This window comes from Vibrio sp. Vb0937, assembly GCF_033338855.1.
On the sequence record NZ_JAWOTK010000001.1, the window covers coordinates 394,091 to 411,062 of the forward strand.

Genomic DNA, 16,972 nt, shown 5'->3' on the forward strand with positions numbered 1-16,972 from the left:
GAGCAATAAAAAACGAGCCACTGTTGGCTCGTTTTTTCGTTTCTGTTTTGCTCGATTGCAAAGATTATGGGATTTTCACTAGCGAATCGCGTGAAAGATCCGCGATAGACTTAGCGCCAGTCAGCGTCATTGCTACACGCATTTCTTTATCGTACAGATCCAGTAGATTTTCAACGCCTGCTCCGCCTTGTGCTGCCAATGCGTACACAAATGAACGGCCAAGAAGCGTACAGTCTGCACCAAGTGCGAGCATACGAACGACATCAAGACCAGTACGAATACCAGAGTCTACGAAGATCTTAAGATCACCTTTTACCGCATCCGCAATGCTTGGTAGTGCTTTAGCACTTGAAAGTACGCCATCTAACTGACGGCCACCATGGTTAGATACCACAATGCCATCTGCGCCGAAACGTACCGCATCTTTCGCGTCTTCTTCATCTAGAATGCCTTTGATAACCATTGGGCCATCCCAAAAATCACGAATCCACTCAAGATCTTTCCAGGAGATAGAAGGGTCGAAGTTTGCGCCTAACCAGCCGATGTAATCTTCTAGCTTTGTTGGTTCGCCACGATAAGTTGAGATGTTACCTAAGTCGTGCGGTTTACCAAGTAGACCCACATCCAGCGCCCAGCTTGGGTGGCGCATCGCCTGGAATACACGACGCATGGCCGCGTTAGGGCCACTCATACCTGAGTGCATGTCACGGTAACGTGCGCCAGGAACTGGCATATCAACGGTAAACACCAGCGTTGTTACGCCTGCTGCTTTTGCACGCTCAAGTACGTTTTTCATAAAGCCACGATCTTTAAGCACGTAAAGCTGGAACCACATTGGACGTTCAATTGCAGGTGCGACTTCTTCAATCGGACAAACCGAAACAGTCGACATAGTAAATGGGATGCCTTTTTTCTCGGCTGCTTTTGCTGCTTGCACCTCGCCTCGGCGCGCGTACATACCAGTTAGACCAACAGGAGCTAGCGCGATTGGCATTGCCAGTTTCTCACCGAAGATCTCGGTTTCGAGGCTCAAATCTGTCATATCGCGTAGGACGCGTTGGCGAAGAGCGACATCACCTAAATCGTCAGTATTACGCTTCAGCGTGCGTTCGTCGTAAGAGCCGCCATCAATATAATGGAATAGAAACGGGGGAAGCTTGGCTTTCGCGGCAGCGCGGTAGTCAGTAGAAGCTGAGATAATCATAATGGTGTCCTAGCGGTTATTCTAAGCAAAGTTGTGGAGCAATTTGCTCTTTCGTTGAGTCTTCATCGCAAAGCAGTGAAGACATCAAAATGAGTATAGTTACCTATGGTTCACTTACGTTTGAATCGGTGATGTTGGTAACCCATTTACATAATTGGTTGAAAAATTTTATTAAATCACTCAATCAGTTATGCAAACTGGAAAGGGTGACACAGCTGTCGGGGGAATTGATGTAGCAAGCTAAATCAACATGTCGGGGTAGTAGTGCAGACAGCTGTGTCAAATTAGGCAGGGCTGTAAACCCTGCATTTCGCGTTACTTCATCAAGACATCTGTCATTTGGAAGCCATAAATCAGCACCAATCCAATAATGCCTGTCATTACAATGTAGTAGAACGTAGGGATAATCGTCTTACGCAATGTTGCGCCTTCACGACCAAGCAAACCTACCGTGGCTGATGCGGCAACAACGTTGTGAATCGCAATCATGTTACCTGCGGCAGCACCGACGGCCTGGAGTGATACAACAATCACACTCGAAATAGACAACGTTTGTGCCACTTCGAATTGGAACTGGCTGAACATCATATTTGATACCGTGTTTGAGCCAGCGATGAACGCACCCAGTGCACCAACGGTGGCACTCAGCGCTGGGAACGCAGAACCAACAAGGTCAGAGGCGAAGTTTGCGGTTGTGACGGGCATACTTGCTAGGTCAGCACCGTTGATGCCTGAGTTGATAAAGATACGAACCATCGGAATGGTAAATACCAAGACAAAACCCGCCCCAATCAGTGTTTTGCTTGACTCGCCAAACGCTTCACGCAATGGCTTTACACTACCGCTTTGTAACATTGCAGCAAGTAGTGCGACAAACACCAGAATGCCTCCAGGAAGGTATAACGGCTGAATCGCAGCGCTAACGCCAGTCTCACCAAGAATGTTGCTGAACGACAAACTTACGCTTTGTACAAAGCCTTTCAGCTCAGGGCTTACGCGGCTTGCGACGAGAATAACTGCCAGCATTACATATGGAACCCAAGCTTTTACGATGCTCATTGGCTTGCCCGGATTGTCGTTTAGATCGACTTTTAGCGAGCCTAACCACTCTGCAGGCCACTTGTCTTCGCTTTCGAAATCCCACTTAGTCTTTGGTACTAAGAAGCCTTTTTTCGCTGCGGTAACAACGATAGACAGACCAACCAAACCACCGATAAGTGAAGGGAACTCTGCACCTAAGAAAACACCGGTTAACGCGTATGGAACGGTGAAAGAGACACCAGCGAATAGTGCAAATGGTAGAATATCCAGACCTTCACTCCAGCTTCTGTTCTTGCCGAAGAAACGTGTTAACATCATCGCCATTAATACTGGGATCATCGTACCTACGACTGCGTGAATGACAGCAACGTGCGCTGTGATATCTTGCAGGTACATTTCCCACGTTGCACCTTGTGCGGCCAACGACTCACTGATGTTATGGGTGTCTAAACCTTTGTTTACACCTACGATGATAGGCGTGCCTACCGCGCCGAATGAAACAGGCGTTGACTGAATCATCATGCCCATAAGGACAGCGGCTAGCGCAGGAAAGCCGATTGCAACCAGTAGTGGTGCAGCGATTGCTGCCGGGGTACCGAACCCAGATGCGCCTTCAATGAACGAGCCAAAGCACCAAGCAATGATGATGGCTTGTACACGGCGGTCAGCCGAAATATCGGTAAATCCATTACGGATTGTGGTGATCGCTCCAGTGTGTTTTAAAGTGTTGAGCAAGAAGATGGCACCAAACACGATCCATAGAACAGAGACAGTAATGCCCAGTCCTTGGAATACGGAGGCCAGTACGCGATTGGCTGACATATCCCAAAACATTAGTGCGATAGCGACGGTTAGACCGAACGCAACAGGCATGGCTTTTTTAGCAGGCCAGTTGAGACCAACCAATAAGATGGCGGCAACAACAATTGGCGAAAATGCCACTAGGGCAAGTAGGGTTTCACTCATTTGTACATCCTTCGTACGCTGACTTCTCGAACGGTGTCAATCCGCTGTAGAGGTGACTTTTTGTTGTAATGGTTTTGTTAATTTGGCGTGAATTTACTCCTTTATTTTTTGTTGATATAGGGAAATAATGAAAATAATTAATTCCAAAAGTGACATAATGGTATGAGAGCAGACGACTTAATCCTATTTTCTCAAGTAATCGAACTTGGCAGCTTTAGTAAGGTTGCAGAGGCAAATAACCTTACAAATTCGGTAGTTAGCAAAAGAATGGCGAGGTTGGAGGAAGAAATAGGGGCTCAGCTATTATATCGAACAACGCGCAAATTAACCTTGACCGAGGCAGGTAAGGTGTTACTCCACAGTGCTAAAAATGTGAAGCAGGCCACTCAGGAGGCTATGGATGCTGTTGCAGGCTTTGGAGAGAATGTGAGCGGTCATATAAAAATGTCCGTGCCGTGTATCTCTGGAGATTTGATACTTGCTGATGCTGTTGCCGAATTTTGTAACCTTCATCCGGGTCTGACCGTGGACATGTCATTGGATAATCGCTTTGTCGATTTAGTGGCTGATGGTTACGATTTAGTCATTCGAACTGGCTACCTAGCCGACTCTAGTTTGATCGCACGACATATTCTCGATTCCCAATGGGTGGTATGCGCGTCACCTTCTTATATTGCGAAAAATGGGAAACCGATCGAGCCGATTGATCTCACCACGCACAATTGTCTGCAATACGCTTACCAAACCACAGGTGCAACGGATTGGGAGTTTAAAGGAGAAGATGGCAATTACATCGTCAAAGTATCGGGCTGCTTTTCTACTGATAACGCGACCGCATTACGTAAAGCCGCTCTGGGCGGCCATGGTATTGCTTACGTCCCGCGCTGCTTGGTGTATCACGATATTCGTAATGGTCAACTGGTGGATATTTTTCCTGAATTAGTAGGTAAAAAGTTGGGTATCTACGCGGTGTATCCTTTTACTCGTCAACCACCGAACAAAGTGAAGCTGCTTATTGAGCACATTCGTGACCGATACTTAACGATATCTCATTATTTCTAGGTTCTTCATAGATTTAAAACAATGTCGTTGAAATCAAAATTGGGTGCTCTAAGGTAATCACCGCTATAAAACGATTGAAGATAAACAACTTAACAAAAACAACGGAGTAACACGGACGTTATGCATTACCCAAAAACACGTAAAGATTCTGTCGTGGACACTTATTTTGGTCACGACATTGCCGACCCTTATCGCTGGTTAGAAGATGATCGAAGTGAAGAAACCGCACAATGGGTTTCGGGTCAAAATTCGGTCACGTTCGATTTCCTTGGTCAGATCCCGTACCGCCAACAAATCCGTGACTTAGTCGCGAACAGCCAAAACTACGAAAAATATTCCCAGCCATTTGTACGTGGTGACTACACCTACTTCTACAAAAACGACGGTTTGCAAAACCAAAGCGTATTGTATCGACGTAAAGGCGAGGGAGAAGCCGAGGTTTTCCTTGATCCAAATACTTTCTCCGAAGAGGGCACGACCTCTCTTGGCGAAGTCAGCTTCTCTAAAGACTACCGTTTGGTCGCGTATTCCATCTCGGAAGGGGGCAGTGATTGGCGTAAGATCTTTATCATTGATACGGAAACCAAAGAACAGTTAGAGCCTGAGATTGTTGATGCGAAGTTTACGTCGATTTCTTGGCTGGGCAGCAAAGGCTTCTATTACTCAAGCTACGATAAGCCGCAAGGCAGCGAGTTGTCTGCTCGAACTGAGCATCACAAGCTTTATTATCATGAACTTGGTACATCTCAATCTGAAGACAAAGTGATTTTTGGTGAGTTGGATACGCAAGTTCATCGTTATGTGTCTGGTACGACGACGACAGATGATCGCTTCCTCATTATCTCTGGCGCAGAATCTACATCGGGTAATCGTCTGTTTTATATCGATTTACAGTCTGAGTCCCAAGCGATTGTGACGCTTCGTGATACAACGCAAGGCGACACCTACTTAATTGATAGTCAAGACGAAACCTTGCTGCTTTACACCAACCTAGATGCGCCGAACGGCAAAGTTGTCAGCTACAACACTCAGACAGAACAATGGGCTGACGTGATTGCTGAACAAGAACAGCCGCTAGAAATCAGCAAAGGTGGCGGTTATCTGTTTGCGACTTATATGGTGGATGTGCTTTCTAAAGTGCAGCAGTTTAACTACCAAGGTGAGTGGATTCGAGATGTAGAACTGCCGGGAGAGGGCACGGCTTACGGTCTAGCGGGTAAAAAAGAAGAAACCACGCTGTATTACACCTTTACTAACTACGTGACACCACCGACGATCTTCTCATTTGATGTCGAATCTGGTGCATCGACGCTTTACCAAGAATCAAAAGCGCCGTTCGATCGCAATGAGTATGAGTCAAAACAGGTGTTCTACACCTCAAAAGATGGCACGCAAGTTCCAATGATCATCTCATATAAGAAGGGCATCTCGCTTGATGGCAGTGCGCCAACCATGCTGTATGGTTATGGCGGTTTTAACATCAGCCTCACTCCGATGTTTTCTGGCAATGTGGCCAACTGGCTAGAATTGGGTGGCATTTACGCTGTCGCCAACATGCGAGGCGGCGGTGAATATGGTAAAGCTTGGCACAATGCGGGCACTCAGCAGCAAAAGCAAAACGTGTTTGATGACTTTATTGCGGCAGCGGAATACCTAATTGAAAATGACTACACCAGCTCGGAGCGCCTAGCGATTCGTGGTGGTTCTAACGGTGGTTTGTTAGTTGGAGCGTGTATGACGCAACGTCCTGAACTATTCAAAGTTGCGCTGCCTGCGGTTGGTGTGCTTGATATGCTGCGTTACCACACATTTACGTCTGGTGAAGGCTGGAAGTACGACTACGGCACGTCAGAACAAAGTGAAGCGATGTTCCGATACTTACTTGGGTATTCACCTGTTCACAATGTAAAAGAAGGCGTGCAATACCCTGCTACCTTGGTGACAACCGCTGATCATGACGACCGAGTTGTGCCTGCTCACTCGTATAAGTTTATTGCTGAACTGCAAGACAAACAGCAAGGCGAAAATCCGGTGTTGATTCGTATTGATGTGAATGCCGGTCATGGTGCCGGTATGCCGCTCAGCAAGCAAATCGATCTCACGACCGATGTGTACGCATTTACGCTATACAACATGGGTATCGGTTCGATTTAACGATTTTGAGCTTTAGAGAATAAAAAATGCCGCGACAGAATCGCGGCATTTTTCATGGTTGGGGGAACTCAAGTAATACTATTTTTCAGTATTGTTGAGTCAGGGTGACTAAGTCTGACTCGATGAACCAACCAGTCTCGGCGGCCAAACCGAAAGGCAGCTACGCCATTCTCAAGTAAAGATGAAATAATCATCTTTACTTAATCCTAGTTCATTAATATGAAACTGTGATGAATCTAAGCAGCATCATTTTGATTTTCATTGTTTTCAAGATCAAATGAGGCATCAATCAGTTTTCTAGTGTACTCACTTTTTGGGTGATGGAAAATCTCTTGTGCGCTTCCTTGCTCCATGACCTCGCCCTTTTGCATGACAAGAACACGATCAGAAAGGGCTTTGACGACTGATAGATCGTGGCTAATAAACAAGTAGCCAATGTTATGCTTTTTCTGCAAATCTTTCAGAAGGTCAATCACTGTCAGTTGCACCGAGCGGTCTAATGCAGAGGTTGGCTCATCAAGCAGAATAAACGAAGGTTCAAGGATCAGTGCTCGCGCGATAGCAATACGCTGACGCTGGCCTCCTGAAAACTCGTGCGGATAACGGTTGATGGACGCGGGATCTAAGCGGACCTCACGGAGCACGTTGCGCGCTTTCTGCATACGTTCTTTTTTACTCAACATTGGTTGGTGGACAGTTAATCCTTCTGTGATGATCTCGCCGATAGTCATACGAGGAGAAAGCGAACCATAAGGGTCTTGGAATACCATCTGAACGTCTTTTTTCAGCTCAAAACGTTCTTTGTTTGTCAGCAAGGCCATATCTTGGCCTTTATATTCTATTTTGCCAGTTGAGGTCAGTAGACCTATCAAAGCTCGGCCGAGTGTAGACTTACCTGAACCGGACTCCCCAACGATCCCGAGGGTCTCTCCTTGTTTAAGCTCAAGAGAAATGCCTTTTACCGCTTCGAAGTACTCATTCTTGCTCGCAATAAAATGCGACTTTACCAAGAATTTGACTCGTATATCGTCGGCCTTTAAAAGCTGTGTAGCACTTTCGCTAATAGGCTCCTTACTGCCTTTAGGAATCGAGTTGATTAGCATACGTGTGTATTCGTGCTTTGGGTCCTCGAAGAGTGTTTGCGTTTCGCCTTCTTCGACGACTTCTCCTTTACACATCACAATGACACGGTCTGCAAAGTGTTTTACGACGCCTAAGTCATGAGTAATAAATAGGATTGCCATGCCCATCTGAGCCTGAATTTCTTTAATCAGGTGCAACACTTCTGCTTGAACCGTGACATCCAACGCTGTTGTAGGTTCGTCGGCGATCAAAATATCGGGCTCGTTAATCAGTGCCATCGCAATCATGATGCGTTGCAATTGACCACCAGAAAATTCGTGTGGGTACTTGTTGTACGCTTTTTCTGGGTTTGGCATATGAACCAATTCAAACAGCTCTAACACCTTTGCTTTTGCTGTTCGTCTGTCGACCGGGCGGTGACACATGATGGCCTCAGCGACTTGGATACCCACCCGCATGTACGGGTTTAGTGAGGTCATCGGCTCTTGAAAAATCATGCCAATGCGATCACCGCGAATACTTTGCATTTCACGCTCTGTTTTATCCAAGATGGAGCTACCCTCAAACATGATGGATGAGCTTTCATGCACAATAGCGTTGTCTGGCAGTAGTTTCATCAGTGCGTTGGTTGATACTGACTTGCCAGAGCCAGATTCGCCAACGATGGACAGCGTCTCGCCTGCTTTTAAATCGAAGCTAACATTCTTTACTGCATCGACGATCCCATCGTTTGTCGTAAAGCTGACTGATAGGTTGTTCACCGAAAGAATGGTTTTAGAAGACATCACAGATCCTTGTGGTTGATAAAGCAAATGATACTCAAGCAATGGACAGCATAAACCTAGCTGGCCTCAATGCTTGAGCTTTAGATTAATTATACAGGTGAGAAGGCGAAGATTTTGCCGAACTCATTGCTTGCAAATGTAAGAACTGCTCATGCGCGCGCGTTACGTGCTCGAGTTCTATCATCCATTGAGCATTACGTTGGGCAGAGCAAAATGCCGCCATGTGAGCTAACAAGTCTTCGCTCTGTTGACCAAGTAGGTGACCTACGCGCTCAATCAGTTCATGGCTCTCTAGCTGCAAAAATTGAAATAGCGCGTAAGTTTGATTGAGTATTGAGAACGCATCATGCTGTAAGCCGAGTTTGTTGAGAATCTCTGATTGCGTCACGCTGGCATCTCTAAGCCCCGTAATGAGACATACAAACTGGCAAGGTTTAGTTTGTGCATTTTCTAGCGCTAGATGAATGTGGTTGGGTAGATTGTTGAGCACGTCGTCATATAAACGATGAGCTTCTGGCCAATGGCCTTGTTCCATCAGTTGCTCCGCTTTTAAGTAGCGCATCCAGCATTGCTCAATATTCATATCCATCTCCACAACATTTGATTTGTTTAGATATTAAATGAAATTGATTATCAATTGCAAGTGCGTGTTAATATTACTTATGTGTTCATAAAATGTCCAATCAATCTAGGGTGGAAGGTAAATCACTTAAAATTAAGCAAATAATCTCTACACTCAAATAACGAAAATAAGAAAAAAGGAAGTGGATATGGCAATACTAAGATTGGAAGCTAAGCAGCTATATTCTGTAGCAGATCTAGAGAATATGCCATGTAAGTCGACCAAGGAGTTACCTCCAATTGATGAAATCGTGGGCCAAGAGCGCGCGCAAAAAGCGGTCGAGTTTGCGATGTCCATCAAAGAGAAAGGGTATAACATCTACGCCATTGGTCAGAATGGGCTAGGTAAACGCACCATGATCTTGCGCTATCTGAATCGTCACCAACACGATGCAGCAGCCCTGTTTGATTGGTGTTACGTTGCGAACTTTGAGGATACCCGTACACCAAAGGTATTAAAGCTGCCTTGTGGTATCGGAAATAAGCTACGTGTTGATATTGAAGCTTTAATGGGCAAATTATTGAATGCTTTACCCCTAGCATTCGACAATGAAATGTACTTTAGCCGCGCTGAGCGATTAAAAAATCAATTGGCAGCTAAGCAACAAAACGAGCTGGATCGTATTAGTCGAGAGGCAAAAGAAAAAGGCATCAGCCTAACACTGACTACACAGGGGGATTATCAGTTTGTCGCCATGAACGGTGATGAGCTTCATACGGAAGAGTCTTTTGATGCACTAAGCAAAAAAGAACAAGAGCAATTCAGCGATGCTATTGATGAACTCGAAGTGCGATTGCGCTCGATGGTTCGTGAGCTTACGGAGTGGGAAGAGACATACAGCGATAAAATCAAAAAGCTCAATGATGAAGTGACGCTTGATGTGATTACTCACTTCATCAAAAAACTCAAAGTGGATTACGCGCAATATTCCGAAATCAAAACCTACTTAACTGAGCTGCAAAAAGATATTGTTGAAAACGCAGATATCTTCCTTGACCAAAGTGGCGAGCAAGGCGAAATTGCGACGGCATCCTTGGATAAAAAATTGCCACGTCGTTATAAAGTGAACGTCTTGGTAAGCCGTAAAAGCAGCGAATTTCCTATCGTTGTTGAAGAAAATCCCAACTATCATTCACTCTTCGGGTCGATTGAGACTGCCACTTTCAAGGGAACGGTGTTTACCGACTTCTCGCTGATTCGCGCAGGGAGCTTGCATAAGGCGAATGGCGGCGTTCTATTAATGGATGCTCAGAAAGTACTTGAACAGCCTTACGTTTGGGATGGTTTGAAGCGCGCATTGCGTGCTCGTCAATTGAGTTTTACGTCTCTAGAAAAAGAGGTCACATTGACGGGGGCGGTATCACTCGATCCTGAACCGATTCCGCTTGATATCAAAATTATCTTATTTGGTGATTACCGAACTTACCAATTACTCCAACATTACGATCCAGAGTTCAGCGAGTTGTTCCGTGTGACGGCAGATTTCGAAGACGAAATGAAACGTACGCCGGAGTCTGAGCTGCATTACGCGCGCTTTATCTCTAGCGTGGTGCATGACAACAATATGCTGCATTGCGATCGCAAAGCCATTGCTCGGATCATCGAATACAGCTCACGTTTGTCTGGCGACCAATCCAAGCTATCTCTACATTCGGCTAATATCGCCAACTTGCTTCGAGAGTCGAACTACGTGGCTCGTCAAGCCAACTCCAACATGATCCGTATTGGGCATGTTGAAGAGGCGCTCAATAACCAAGAAATGCGAGTAAGCCGATTACGCGATAACGTAATGGAAACCTTTATTAACGGCACAACGCTGATTCGCACCGAAGGAGAAGCCGTAGGCCAAGTGAACGCACTTTCGGTATTGAGCACTAGTGACTACATGTTTGGTGCACCGAATCGCATCACAGCGACGACGTGTTACGGTGATGGGGATGTTATCGATATCGAGCGCAGCGTGGATTTGGGTGGCAGTATTCACTCTAAGGGCGTAATGATTTTGTCTGCCTACTTATCTTCCGTATTTGGTAAAACGGCACGAGTGCCATTAACGACAACCATTACCTTTGAGCAATCTTACGGTGGTGTTGATGGTGATAGTGCCAGCATGGCTGAGTTATGTGCGGTTGTGTCTGCTTTTTCAAAGCAACCAAATCGACAAGACATTGCGATAACAGGGTCGATGAATCAATTTGGTCAAGCTCAGCCTATTGGTGGCGTAAACGAAAAGATCGAAGGCTTTTATGATGTGTGTGTAATTAAAGGTCGTCATGACGGGCAGGGGGTCATTATTCCGCGCTCTAATGTTCACAATCTAATGCTTCGTTCCGACATCGTGAAAGCAGTCGAAAAAGGTGAGTTTAATATTTGGGCGATTGACCATGTTACTGAAGCTATCGAATTGTTTACGGGGAAAGTTGCTGGTGAGCCAACCGATGAAGGCTCTTATCCAATCGATACCATTTTTGGCCTTGCTCAAGCTAAGCTCAATTCGTTGAGAAAATAGGCTGAAACCGTCCTAAATGTGAATGTATCTCATCATAAGTGATCATAATTTATCATAACGACAATATCCCGACGCCACTGTCGGGATATTGTCAATAACAGATTGAAAATGGAGAGTTTTTGTACTAGACAAAAGTGTGATCAACCTCTAATATTCGCCACTTGTTTATTCGTCTGGGATTTATCCCGTCGCAAGGAAGCATAGATATTCAAACTGCCGAAAAGTAACGTTGTTATAGGCACTGCTCGAGTTTGTTTGGATATAGACATCACGCATACAACTGAGGCCCTGTCATGCAGTTATCACTGAAAAATTTGTCAGTACGAACGCAAATTTTGGTTCCGGTATTATTTACCGCGATTGTTTTGTTTATTGCTCTTTGGATTACTAAAAACAATCTTCAAGCAGAGCAAGATGTTATTGCTTCCAACCAAGAATCTTTGGTTTTTCACAAAGACACATTGGCGAGTATTGACGACCAAATTTACCCTCTGCGCATAAGCGCGGTTTACGCTATTTACGATGCTTCTCGTCGTGAGAATTTTCTAACCGAATTGAAAGAAGGCTTAAAGCAAGTTGATGCCGATTTAAGCGCAATTGAAGCCCGAAACCTATTCCGTGACGATGCCGTTAAAGTTCGCCAAGCAATTGAATCCTATGTGCGATATTCAGAGCGCTCAGTTGCTTTCTTCAACCAATACGATCAAGGTTTGAAATCGGATAGCGAGTACCGTGCATTTGTCAAAGAGTATCGCAATGTTGGCCGAGAAATGGTCCAACAAATTAACACACTATCAAAGCATGTAAACGAGCAAGCTGAACAATCTACTATCAGAAGTCATCAGCAAAATGAACGTGTGCAAAATAACGCTATGTTGACGGTTTTAGCGGTATTTGCTTTCTCATTGATAGGCGCTTGGTTCCTATCTGGCATGATTGTTACACCAATCCAAAAGCTGCAAGAAGTGATGCGTCAGTTAGCAATGGGTAATCTATCAGTACGTGCAGATGTCGATGGGGACAATGAGATCTCTAAGCTGAGCAAAGATGTAAACCAAACCGCAGAGCAGTTATACAACACTGTGGACCAGTTAACCCGTATTAGTGAGGAAGTTGCATCTGCATCGACCGAATTAGCTGCGGTAATGACGCAAGCGGAAGCGAACGCTCAACAAGAGTTAGCGGAGATCGAGCAAGTTGCATCTGCGGTTAACGAGCTTGCAAGCACTGCGAATAATGTGAGTGATAACGCGACCTCTGCTGACGCAACCGCGCGTGAAGCTGATGGACTTGCTCAATCAGGTTTGGCTATCTTCCAAGAAAGTGCGGAAGCAAGTGCGCAAATGTCTCAAGCATTGAACGATGCAGCGCAAGTTGTTTTGCGTCTAAAAGAGCAATCTGTACAGATCAACGATGTTATTGAAGTGATTCGCGGCGTATCTGAGCAGACCAACTTGCTAGCATTGAATGCTGCGATTGAAGCGGCGCGAGCTGGTGAATCTGGTCGTGGTTTTGCGGTAGTAGCTGATGAAGTACGCATGCTAGCAGCGCGTACTCAAGACTCGACACAAGAGATCCAAACGATCATTGAAGAGCTTCAAGCGCAGTCTGGGCTGGCGAATGACAGTATGCAAGTCAGCCTTGATATGCTTAGCCGCAACAACGAGCTGACGCAACAAGCGAATGAAGCGTTGGTTGGAATTACCGAGTCGGTCGCCAACATCAACGATTCAAACACGCAAGTAGCAACCGCAGCCGAAGAGCAGTCTCAAGTTACTCAAGATATCAATCGCAACGTGGTTAACATGTCGGAGCTTGTAAACCAAAACGTAGCGGGCATCAGCCAAAGTGCAAGTGCGAGTACTGAGCTTTCATTACTTGCAGAGAAGCAGAAAGAGCAATTAAGTTTCTTTAAGCTTTAATTCATCATCTACTTATCAAATCTCTAAATCCCTGAGTGAATGCTCAGGGATTTTTTTGTTTGTAATAATCGGATTTATTATCAATAAGTCTATCTAAAACAGTCAGTTAACAAGATTTTTTTGCGGGCAATATCACGTTTTGTGATATTGTTTTTACATTTTTTTCGTCAATTTTTTTTTGACGCGAACATTTTTTTTAACTCAACCGATAACTTGATGGTTGAGAGGTATTCATATCGTCATTTTAAGTGGTGTTTTCTTCTATAAGTGCTGTTTATTCAACACGTTGCGTGAAAAATAACAGCTGCTACTATGCCGCCAGTTTTCTCGTTGGTACAGAAAAGTCCTGTTTTTCTGGTGAGAAAACACATATAAAACAATGATATGGAAAATAACAATGAAATTAAAAACTTTAGCTGTAGCAGTGGCGCTAATGGCATCAGGATCTCAAGTTGTCGCTTCAGAACTATACAACCAAGATGGCACTTCTCTTGAGATGGGCGGCCGCGCTGAAGCGCGTCTTTCTATGATGGATGGTAAGGCAGAAGACCGTACTCGCATCCGTCTTAACTTCCTAGGCAAACAGGAAATCAATGAAAACCTATACGGCGTTGGTTTTTGGGAAGGTGAGTTCAAAACAAAAGAAGAAGGTGCCGTAGATAACAATAGTGATCTTGAAACTCGTTACGCTTATGCGGGTCTGGGTGGCAAATACGGTGAAGTAACTTACGGTAAAAACGACGGCGCACTAGTGGTTCTTACTGACTTTACTGACATTATGGCTTACCACGGTAACACAGCAGCACTTAAACTGCCTGTTTCTGACCGTACAGATAACATGCTGTCTTACAAAGGCCAATTCGAGCAACTAGCTGTACGTGCTAGCTACCGTTTTGCTGATCGCACAACAGATGCACAAGGCTTTACAGACAACGAGGAAGATGGCTTCTCTCTATCTGGTGTTTACGCGTTTGCTAACACTGGTTTTGAACTAGGTGCTGGTTACGCAGATCAAAACGACAGCGATGAGTTCATGCTGGTAGCTGCATACTCTGTAGGTGACTTCTACTTCGCTGGTAACTACACTGGCGCGGATATGGATGTTGCAGGCAAGACTCTTGATTACAAAGGCTACGAACTAGCTGCTGCTTACACTATGGGTCAAACTGTATTCACTTCTACGTTCAACAAAGGTGAACTAGAAGACGCAGATACTGTAGAAAACCTAGCTGTTGATGTAACTTACTACTTCAAGCCTAACTTCCGTGGCTACGCATCATACAACTTCGATCTAATGGATAACGAAGGCGCTGATGAAAAAGATGAGCTAGCGCTAGGTCTACGTTACGACTTCTAAGTCATGACTCTTATCTAAGATACTGCCTTATTCTTAGTAAATAAAAACCCCTTACTGAAAAGTAAGGGGTTTCTTGTTTTCTAGCACTTCAAAGCTTCTTGATAAGCGATAGGGGTTATCAAATCTATCTTTTTAGTGTGAGCTTAGTACCATCAAATTTGAGGTGACTGAGGAGGTTTTTAGCGTTGTTTTTACCAACCTCATCAAACTCCATTCCGTAGCGAGCATAGTGCGTTGATTTTTGTAAATTACAAATACGACCTCGCAATGGCGCTAGCATACGACTCTCTCCGGGCATCGTTAGATCCAATGAAACGTGGTCACCAACCTGAAGTGGCCGGCTCATTGGTGATGTTACAAAACGACAGCCACTACGAGATAAATCTCTTATTTCGCATTCAGTTCGATAGGCTTCTAAACAAACACGCGCTCTCAAATTTACTTCGTAACGTACTTCTTTGCGAAGCTGAAAGACCTGCATAGTGTTGGGTAGGTCTAGCACCAAAATTGGGTACGGTTCGCCTAGTCGATGCTGTAATTGGGCCCTAAATGGGATAACGGCCCCTTCACCTCGATGAGAGTAGGCTTTTACATTGATCCAAAAGCCTTCTTGAAAATAGAACTTCAAGTCTTCATCGGAGATGTTCGGAACCTCTATCAATGCAGTATTATTTGAGTGACAGCCAACAAATGTGCTGGTTGTAATAAACTTTGTACCAACGGGGGTGGTGACGTTTACGCTCACTTCACTGCCGTGTTCGACCATTGCCATTGCATCGGTGCTATTTAATGTACTTGCCTGACGTTCTGGTGCCTTCTTGTTTTGCAGAGGTAGCTTGCCGTCTCTGGCAATTGGGCTCATATTTCTCATTATAATTGTCGTACCTGATGTAAGAAGGTAATCGCGTGAGGCGAAGAAGCACTCTCGCATGGTATCGATTTTATTCAGTGATATAGTTTGATTCAATCAATCTGTAACAAAAATTAGAGAGCAAGATATGCATGAAGTAACTCATGAAGCCACGAATAGTACATTCTGGGTTGATTTAGAGCAGGGCTATAAAGCCAAGGTGATTTACCAGCTTGAGGGTAATGTCATGCACATTACATCAACGGTTGTTCCTGAAGCACTGCGAGGTAAGGGGTACGGAAAAGTGATGATGGAAGCGGTGTTGCCAGAAATTGAGTCACTCGGTTATCAAATCAAACCAGTTTGCTCATATGTTATTCACTATATGGAGAAGAACCAAACGTGGTCACATCTGCTCGCATGATGAGTAACAACCACCAACGCTACCAAACTATTGGCCAGGAACTCAATCTAGGTAATTACCGCTCTGTAGAAGTCATACAATCGCTATGGGGAGGCTATGGAGAGTTAGTCCGAGTTACTTCTTCTACTCGTTCGGTGATCATTAAGCATGTAAAACTCCCTAAGCCTTCAGAGCATCCTAGAGGCTGGAATACGGACCGTTCTCATCAAAGAAAGTTGCATTCTTATCAGGTGGAAGTGAATTGGTATGAGTATTTTTCCGGAGGGGTGGATACTCGCTGCCGAGTACCACAAGGTCTAAAAACGTTCCAATCGGAGAATGAATGGCTCATTGTGATGGAAGATCTCGCCGAGGTGGGCTTTCCAAAAGTCATCACAGATGCACAGCTAGAGCATCTACAAGCCTGCCTCACTTGGTTGGCGAACTTTCATGCGCGATACATTGATGTTCGTTCGGATAAGTTGTGGCATACCGGAACATACTGGCACTTAGCAACCAGACCCGACGAGCTTGAAGCATTGCAAGACACTGAGCTACAAAATGCGGCTCAATTGATTGATCAAACGCTTTCGCAAGCTAAGTTTAAAACACTAGTACACGGTGATGCCAAATTGGCGAACTTCTGTTTTGATGAAGAAGAATCAAGCGTTGTTGCGGTTGACTTTCAATACGTTGGATGTGGGTGTGCAATGAAAGATGTGGCACTGTTTATGAGTAGCGCCGTTAAGCCAGAACGTTGTGCAGAGATGGAAGTTTGGGTTTTGGATACGTATTTTGCTCAGTTGCAACACGCGCTAATGGTCTATCAACCGAATCTTGACCCTAATGAAGTCGAGCGTGAATGGCGTCCTTTGTTTGCTGTGGCTTGGGCAGACTTTCAGCGATTTGTGAAAGGTTGGAGTCCCGACCACTGGAAGATCAATCCCTACACAGAAGCATTGACTCGCAGAGCGTTGGCTTACTTACGAAAGTGAGTCGAAGTTTAAAAAGAAA

The 16,972-nt window shown here is 45.0% G+C and carries 12 protein-coding genes; 7 read left to right on the plus strand and 5 right to left on the minus strand.

The genetic code is table 11. The annotated features are described in order from the left end of the window. Positions 1 to 64: 64 nt before the first annotated feature. Positions 65 to 1,204 (minus strand): FMN-dependent L-lactate dehydrogenase LldD, encoded by a 1,140-nt coding sequence (gene lldD, locus R7P67_RS01805; protein ID WP_005383962.1) that lies wholly within the window; start codon positions 1,202 to 1,204, stop codon positions 65 to 67. A 315-nt stretch (positions 1,205 to 1,519) separates the two neighbouring features. Further along, complete coding sequence (locus tag R7P67_RS01810; protein ID WP_005375111.1) at positions 1,520 to 3,211, minus strand: L-lactate permease; 1,692 nt, start codon at positions 3,209 to 3,211, stop codon at positions 1,520 to 1,522. A 162-nt stretch (positions 3,212 to 3,373) separates the two neighbouring features. On the opposite strand from R7P67_RS01810, the gene R7P67_RS01815 reads away from it, so the two are divergent. Then, positions 3,374 to 4,273 (plus strand): LysR family transcriptional regulator, encoded by a 900-nt coding sequence (locus R7P67_RS01815; protein WP_005375112.1) that lies wholly within the window; start codon positions 3,374 to 3,376, stop codon positions 4,271 to 4,273. A 120-nt stretch (positions 4,274 to 4,393) separates the two neighbouring features. Further along, entirely contained in the window at positions 4,394 to 6,427 is a 2,034-nt protein-coding gene (locus tag R7P67_RS01820; RefSeq protein WP_238967412.1) for a prolyl oligopeptidase family serine peptidase, read from the plus strand. 236 nt (positions 6,428 to 6,663) lie between these two features. Here the strand turns inward: R7P67_RS01820 and R7P67_RS01825 are convergent, their stop codons facing one another. Next, positions 6,664 to 8,295, minus strand: a complete 1,632-nt coding sequence (locus R7P67_RS01825) for an ABC transporter ATP-binding protein (protein ID WP_238967413.1) — start codon at positions 8,293 to 8,295, stop codon at positions 6,664 to 6,666. 85 nt (positions 8,296 to 8,380) lie between these two features. Then, the gene (locus R7P67_RS01830; RefSeq protein ID WP_005375116.1) at positions 8,381 to 8,878 is read right to left on the minus strand and encodes a hypothetical protein; all 498 of its coding nucleotides are present in this window, start codon (positions 8,876 to 8,878) and stop codon (positions 8,381 to 8,383) included. Positions 8,879 to 9,065: 187 nt separating this feature from the next. Between R7P67_RS01830 and R7P67_RS01835 the strand changes: the two genes are divergently transcribed. From R7P67_RS01835 to R7P67_RS01845, 3 genes are all read left to right on the plus strand, one after another. Further along, positions 9,066 to 11,426 (plus strand): Lon protease family protein, encoded by a 2,361-nt coding sequence (locus R7P67_RS01835; protein WP_136976844.1) that lies wholly within the window; start codon positions 9,066 to 9,068, stop codon positions 11,424 to 11,426. Positions 11,427 to 11,719: 293 nt separating this feature from the next. Continuing rightward, positions 11,720 to 13,348, plus strand: a complete 1,629-nt coding sequence (locus R7P67_RS01840; RefSeq protein ID WP_005375120.1) for a methyl-accepting chemotaxis protein — start codon at positions 11,720 to 11,722, stop codon at positions 13,346 to 13,348. 397 nt (positions 13,349 to 13,745) lie between these two features. Continuing rightward, complete coding sequence (locus tag R7P67_RS01845) at positions 13,746 to 14,705, plus strand: porin (RefSeq protein WP_151515316.1); 960 nt, start codon at positions 13,746 to 13,748, stop codon at positions 14,703 to 14,705. A gap of 124 nt (positions 14,706 to 14,829) precedes the next feature. On the opposite strand, the gene R7P67_RS01850 is transcribed toward R7P67_RS01845, so the two are convergent. Next, entirely contained in the window at positions 14,830 to 15,576 is a 747-nt protein-coding gene (locus R7P67_RS01850; protein ID WP_411912800.1) for a flagellar brake protein, read from the minus strand. Positions 15,577 to 15,703: 127 nt separating this feature from the next. Between R7P67_RS01850 and R7P67_RS01855 the strand changes: the two genes are divergently transcribed. Both R7P67_RS01855 and R7P67_RS01860 read left to right on the plus strand, forming a co-directional pair. Beyond that, a complete protein-coding gene (locus R7P67_RS01855) occupies positions 15,704 to 15,979 on the plus strand; it encodes a GNAT family N-acetyltransferase (protein WP_262653289.1) in 276 nt (91 codons plus the stop codon). Beyond that, positions 15,976 to 16,953, plus strand: coding sequence for an ecdysteroid 22-kinase family protein (locus tag R7P67_RS01860; RefSeq protein WP_262653306.1), 978 nt, complete (start codon positions 15,976 to 15,978; stop codon positions 16,951 to 16,953). Before R7P67_RS01855 ends, R7P67_RS01860 begins: the two co-directional genes overlap by 4 nt. The last annotated feature ends 19 nt before the right edge of the window (positions 16,954 to 16,972 follow it).

Excerpts from the sequence above, each read along its gene's own strand:
- R7P67_RS01810 (WP_005375111.1), bottom strand. The coding sequence starts at position 3,211 with ATGAGTGAAACCCTACTTGCCCTAGTGGCATTTTCGCCAATTGTTGTT.
- R7P67_RS01845 (WP_151515316.1), top strand. The coding sequence starts at position 13,746 with ATGAAATTAAAAACTTTAGCTGTAGCAGTGGCGCTAATGGCATCAGGA.
- R7P67_RS01830 (WP_005375116.1), bottom strand. The coding sequence starts at position 8,878 with ATGAATATTGAGCAATGCTGGATGCGCTACTTAAAAGCGGAGCAACTG.
- R7P67_RS01850 (WP_411912800.1), bottom strand. The coding sequence starts at position 15,576 with ATGAGAAATATGAGCCCAATTGCCAGAGACGGCAAGCTACCTCTGCAA.
- R7P67_RS01815 (WP_005375112.1), top strand. The coding sequence starts at position 3,374 with ATGAGAGCAGACGACTTAATCCTATTTTCTCAAGTAATCGAACTTGGC.
- lldD (WP_005383962.1), bottom strand. The coding sequence starts at position 1,204 with ATGATTATCTCAGCTTCTACTGACTACCGCGCTGCCGCGAAAGCCAAG.
- R7P67_RS01835 (WP_136976844.1), top strand. The coding sequence starts at position 9,066 with ATGGCAATACTAAGATTGGAAGCTAAGCAGCTATATTCTGTAGCAGAT.
- R7P67_RS01825 (WP_238967413.1), bottom strand. The coding sequence starts at position 8,295 with ATGTCTTCTAAAACCATTCTTTCGGTGAACAACCTATCAGTCAGCTTT.
- R7P67_RS01860 (WP_262653306.1), top strand. The coding sequence starts at position 15,976 with ATGATGAGTAACAACCACCAACGCTACCAAACTATTGGCCAGGAACTC.
- R7P67_RS01855 (WP_262653289.1), top strand. The coding sequence starts at position 15,704 with ATGCATGAAGTAACTCATGAAGCCACGAATAGTACATTCTGGGTTGAT.
- R7P67_RS01820 (WP_238967412.1), top strand. The coding sequence starts at position 4,394 with ATGCATTACCCAAAAACACGTAAAGATTCTGTCGTGGACACTTATTTT.
- R7P67_RS01840 (WP_005375120.1), top strand. The coding sequence starts at position 11,720 with ATGCAGTTATCACTGAAAAATTTGTCAGTACGAACGCAAATTTTGGTT.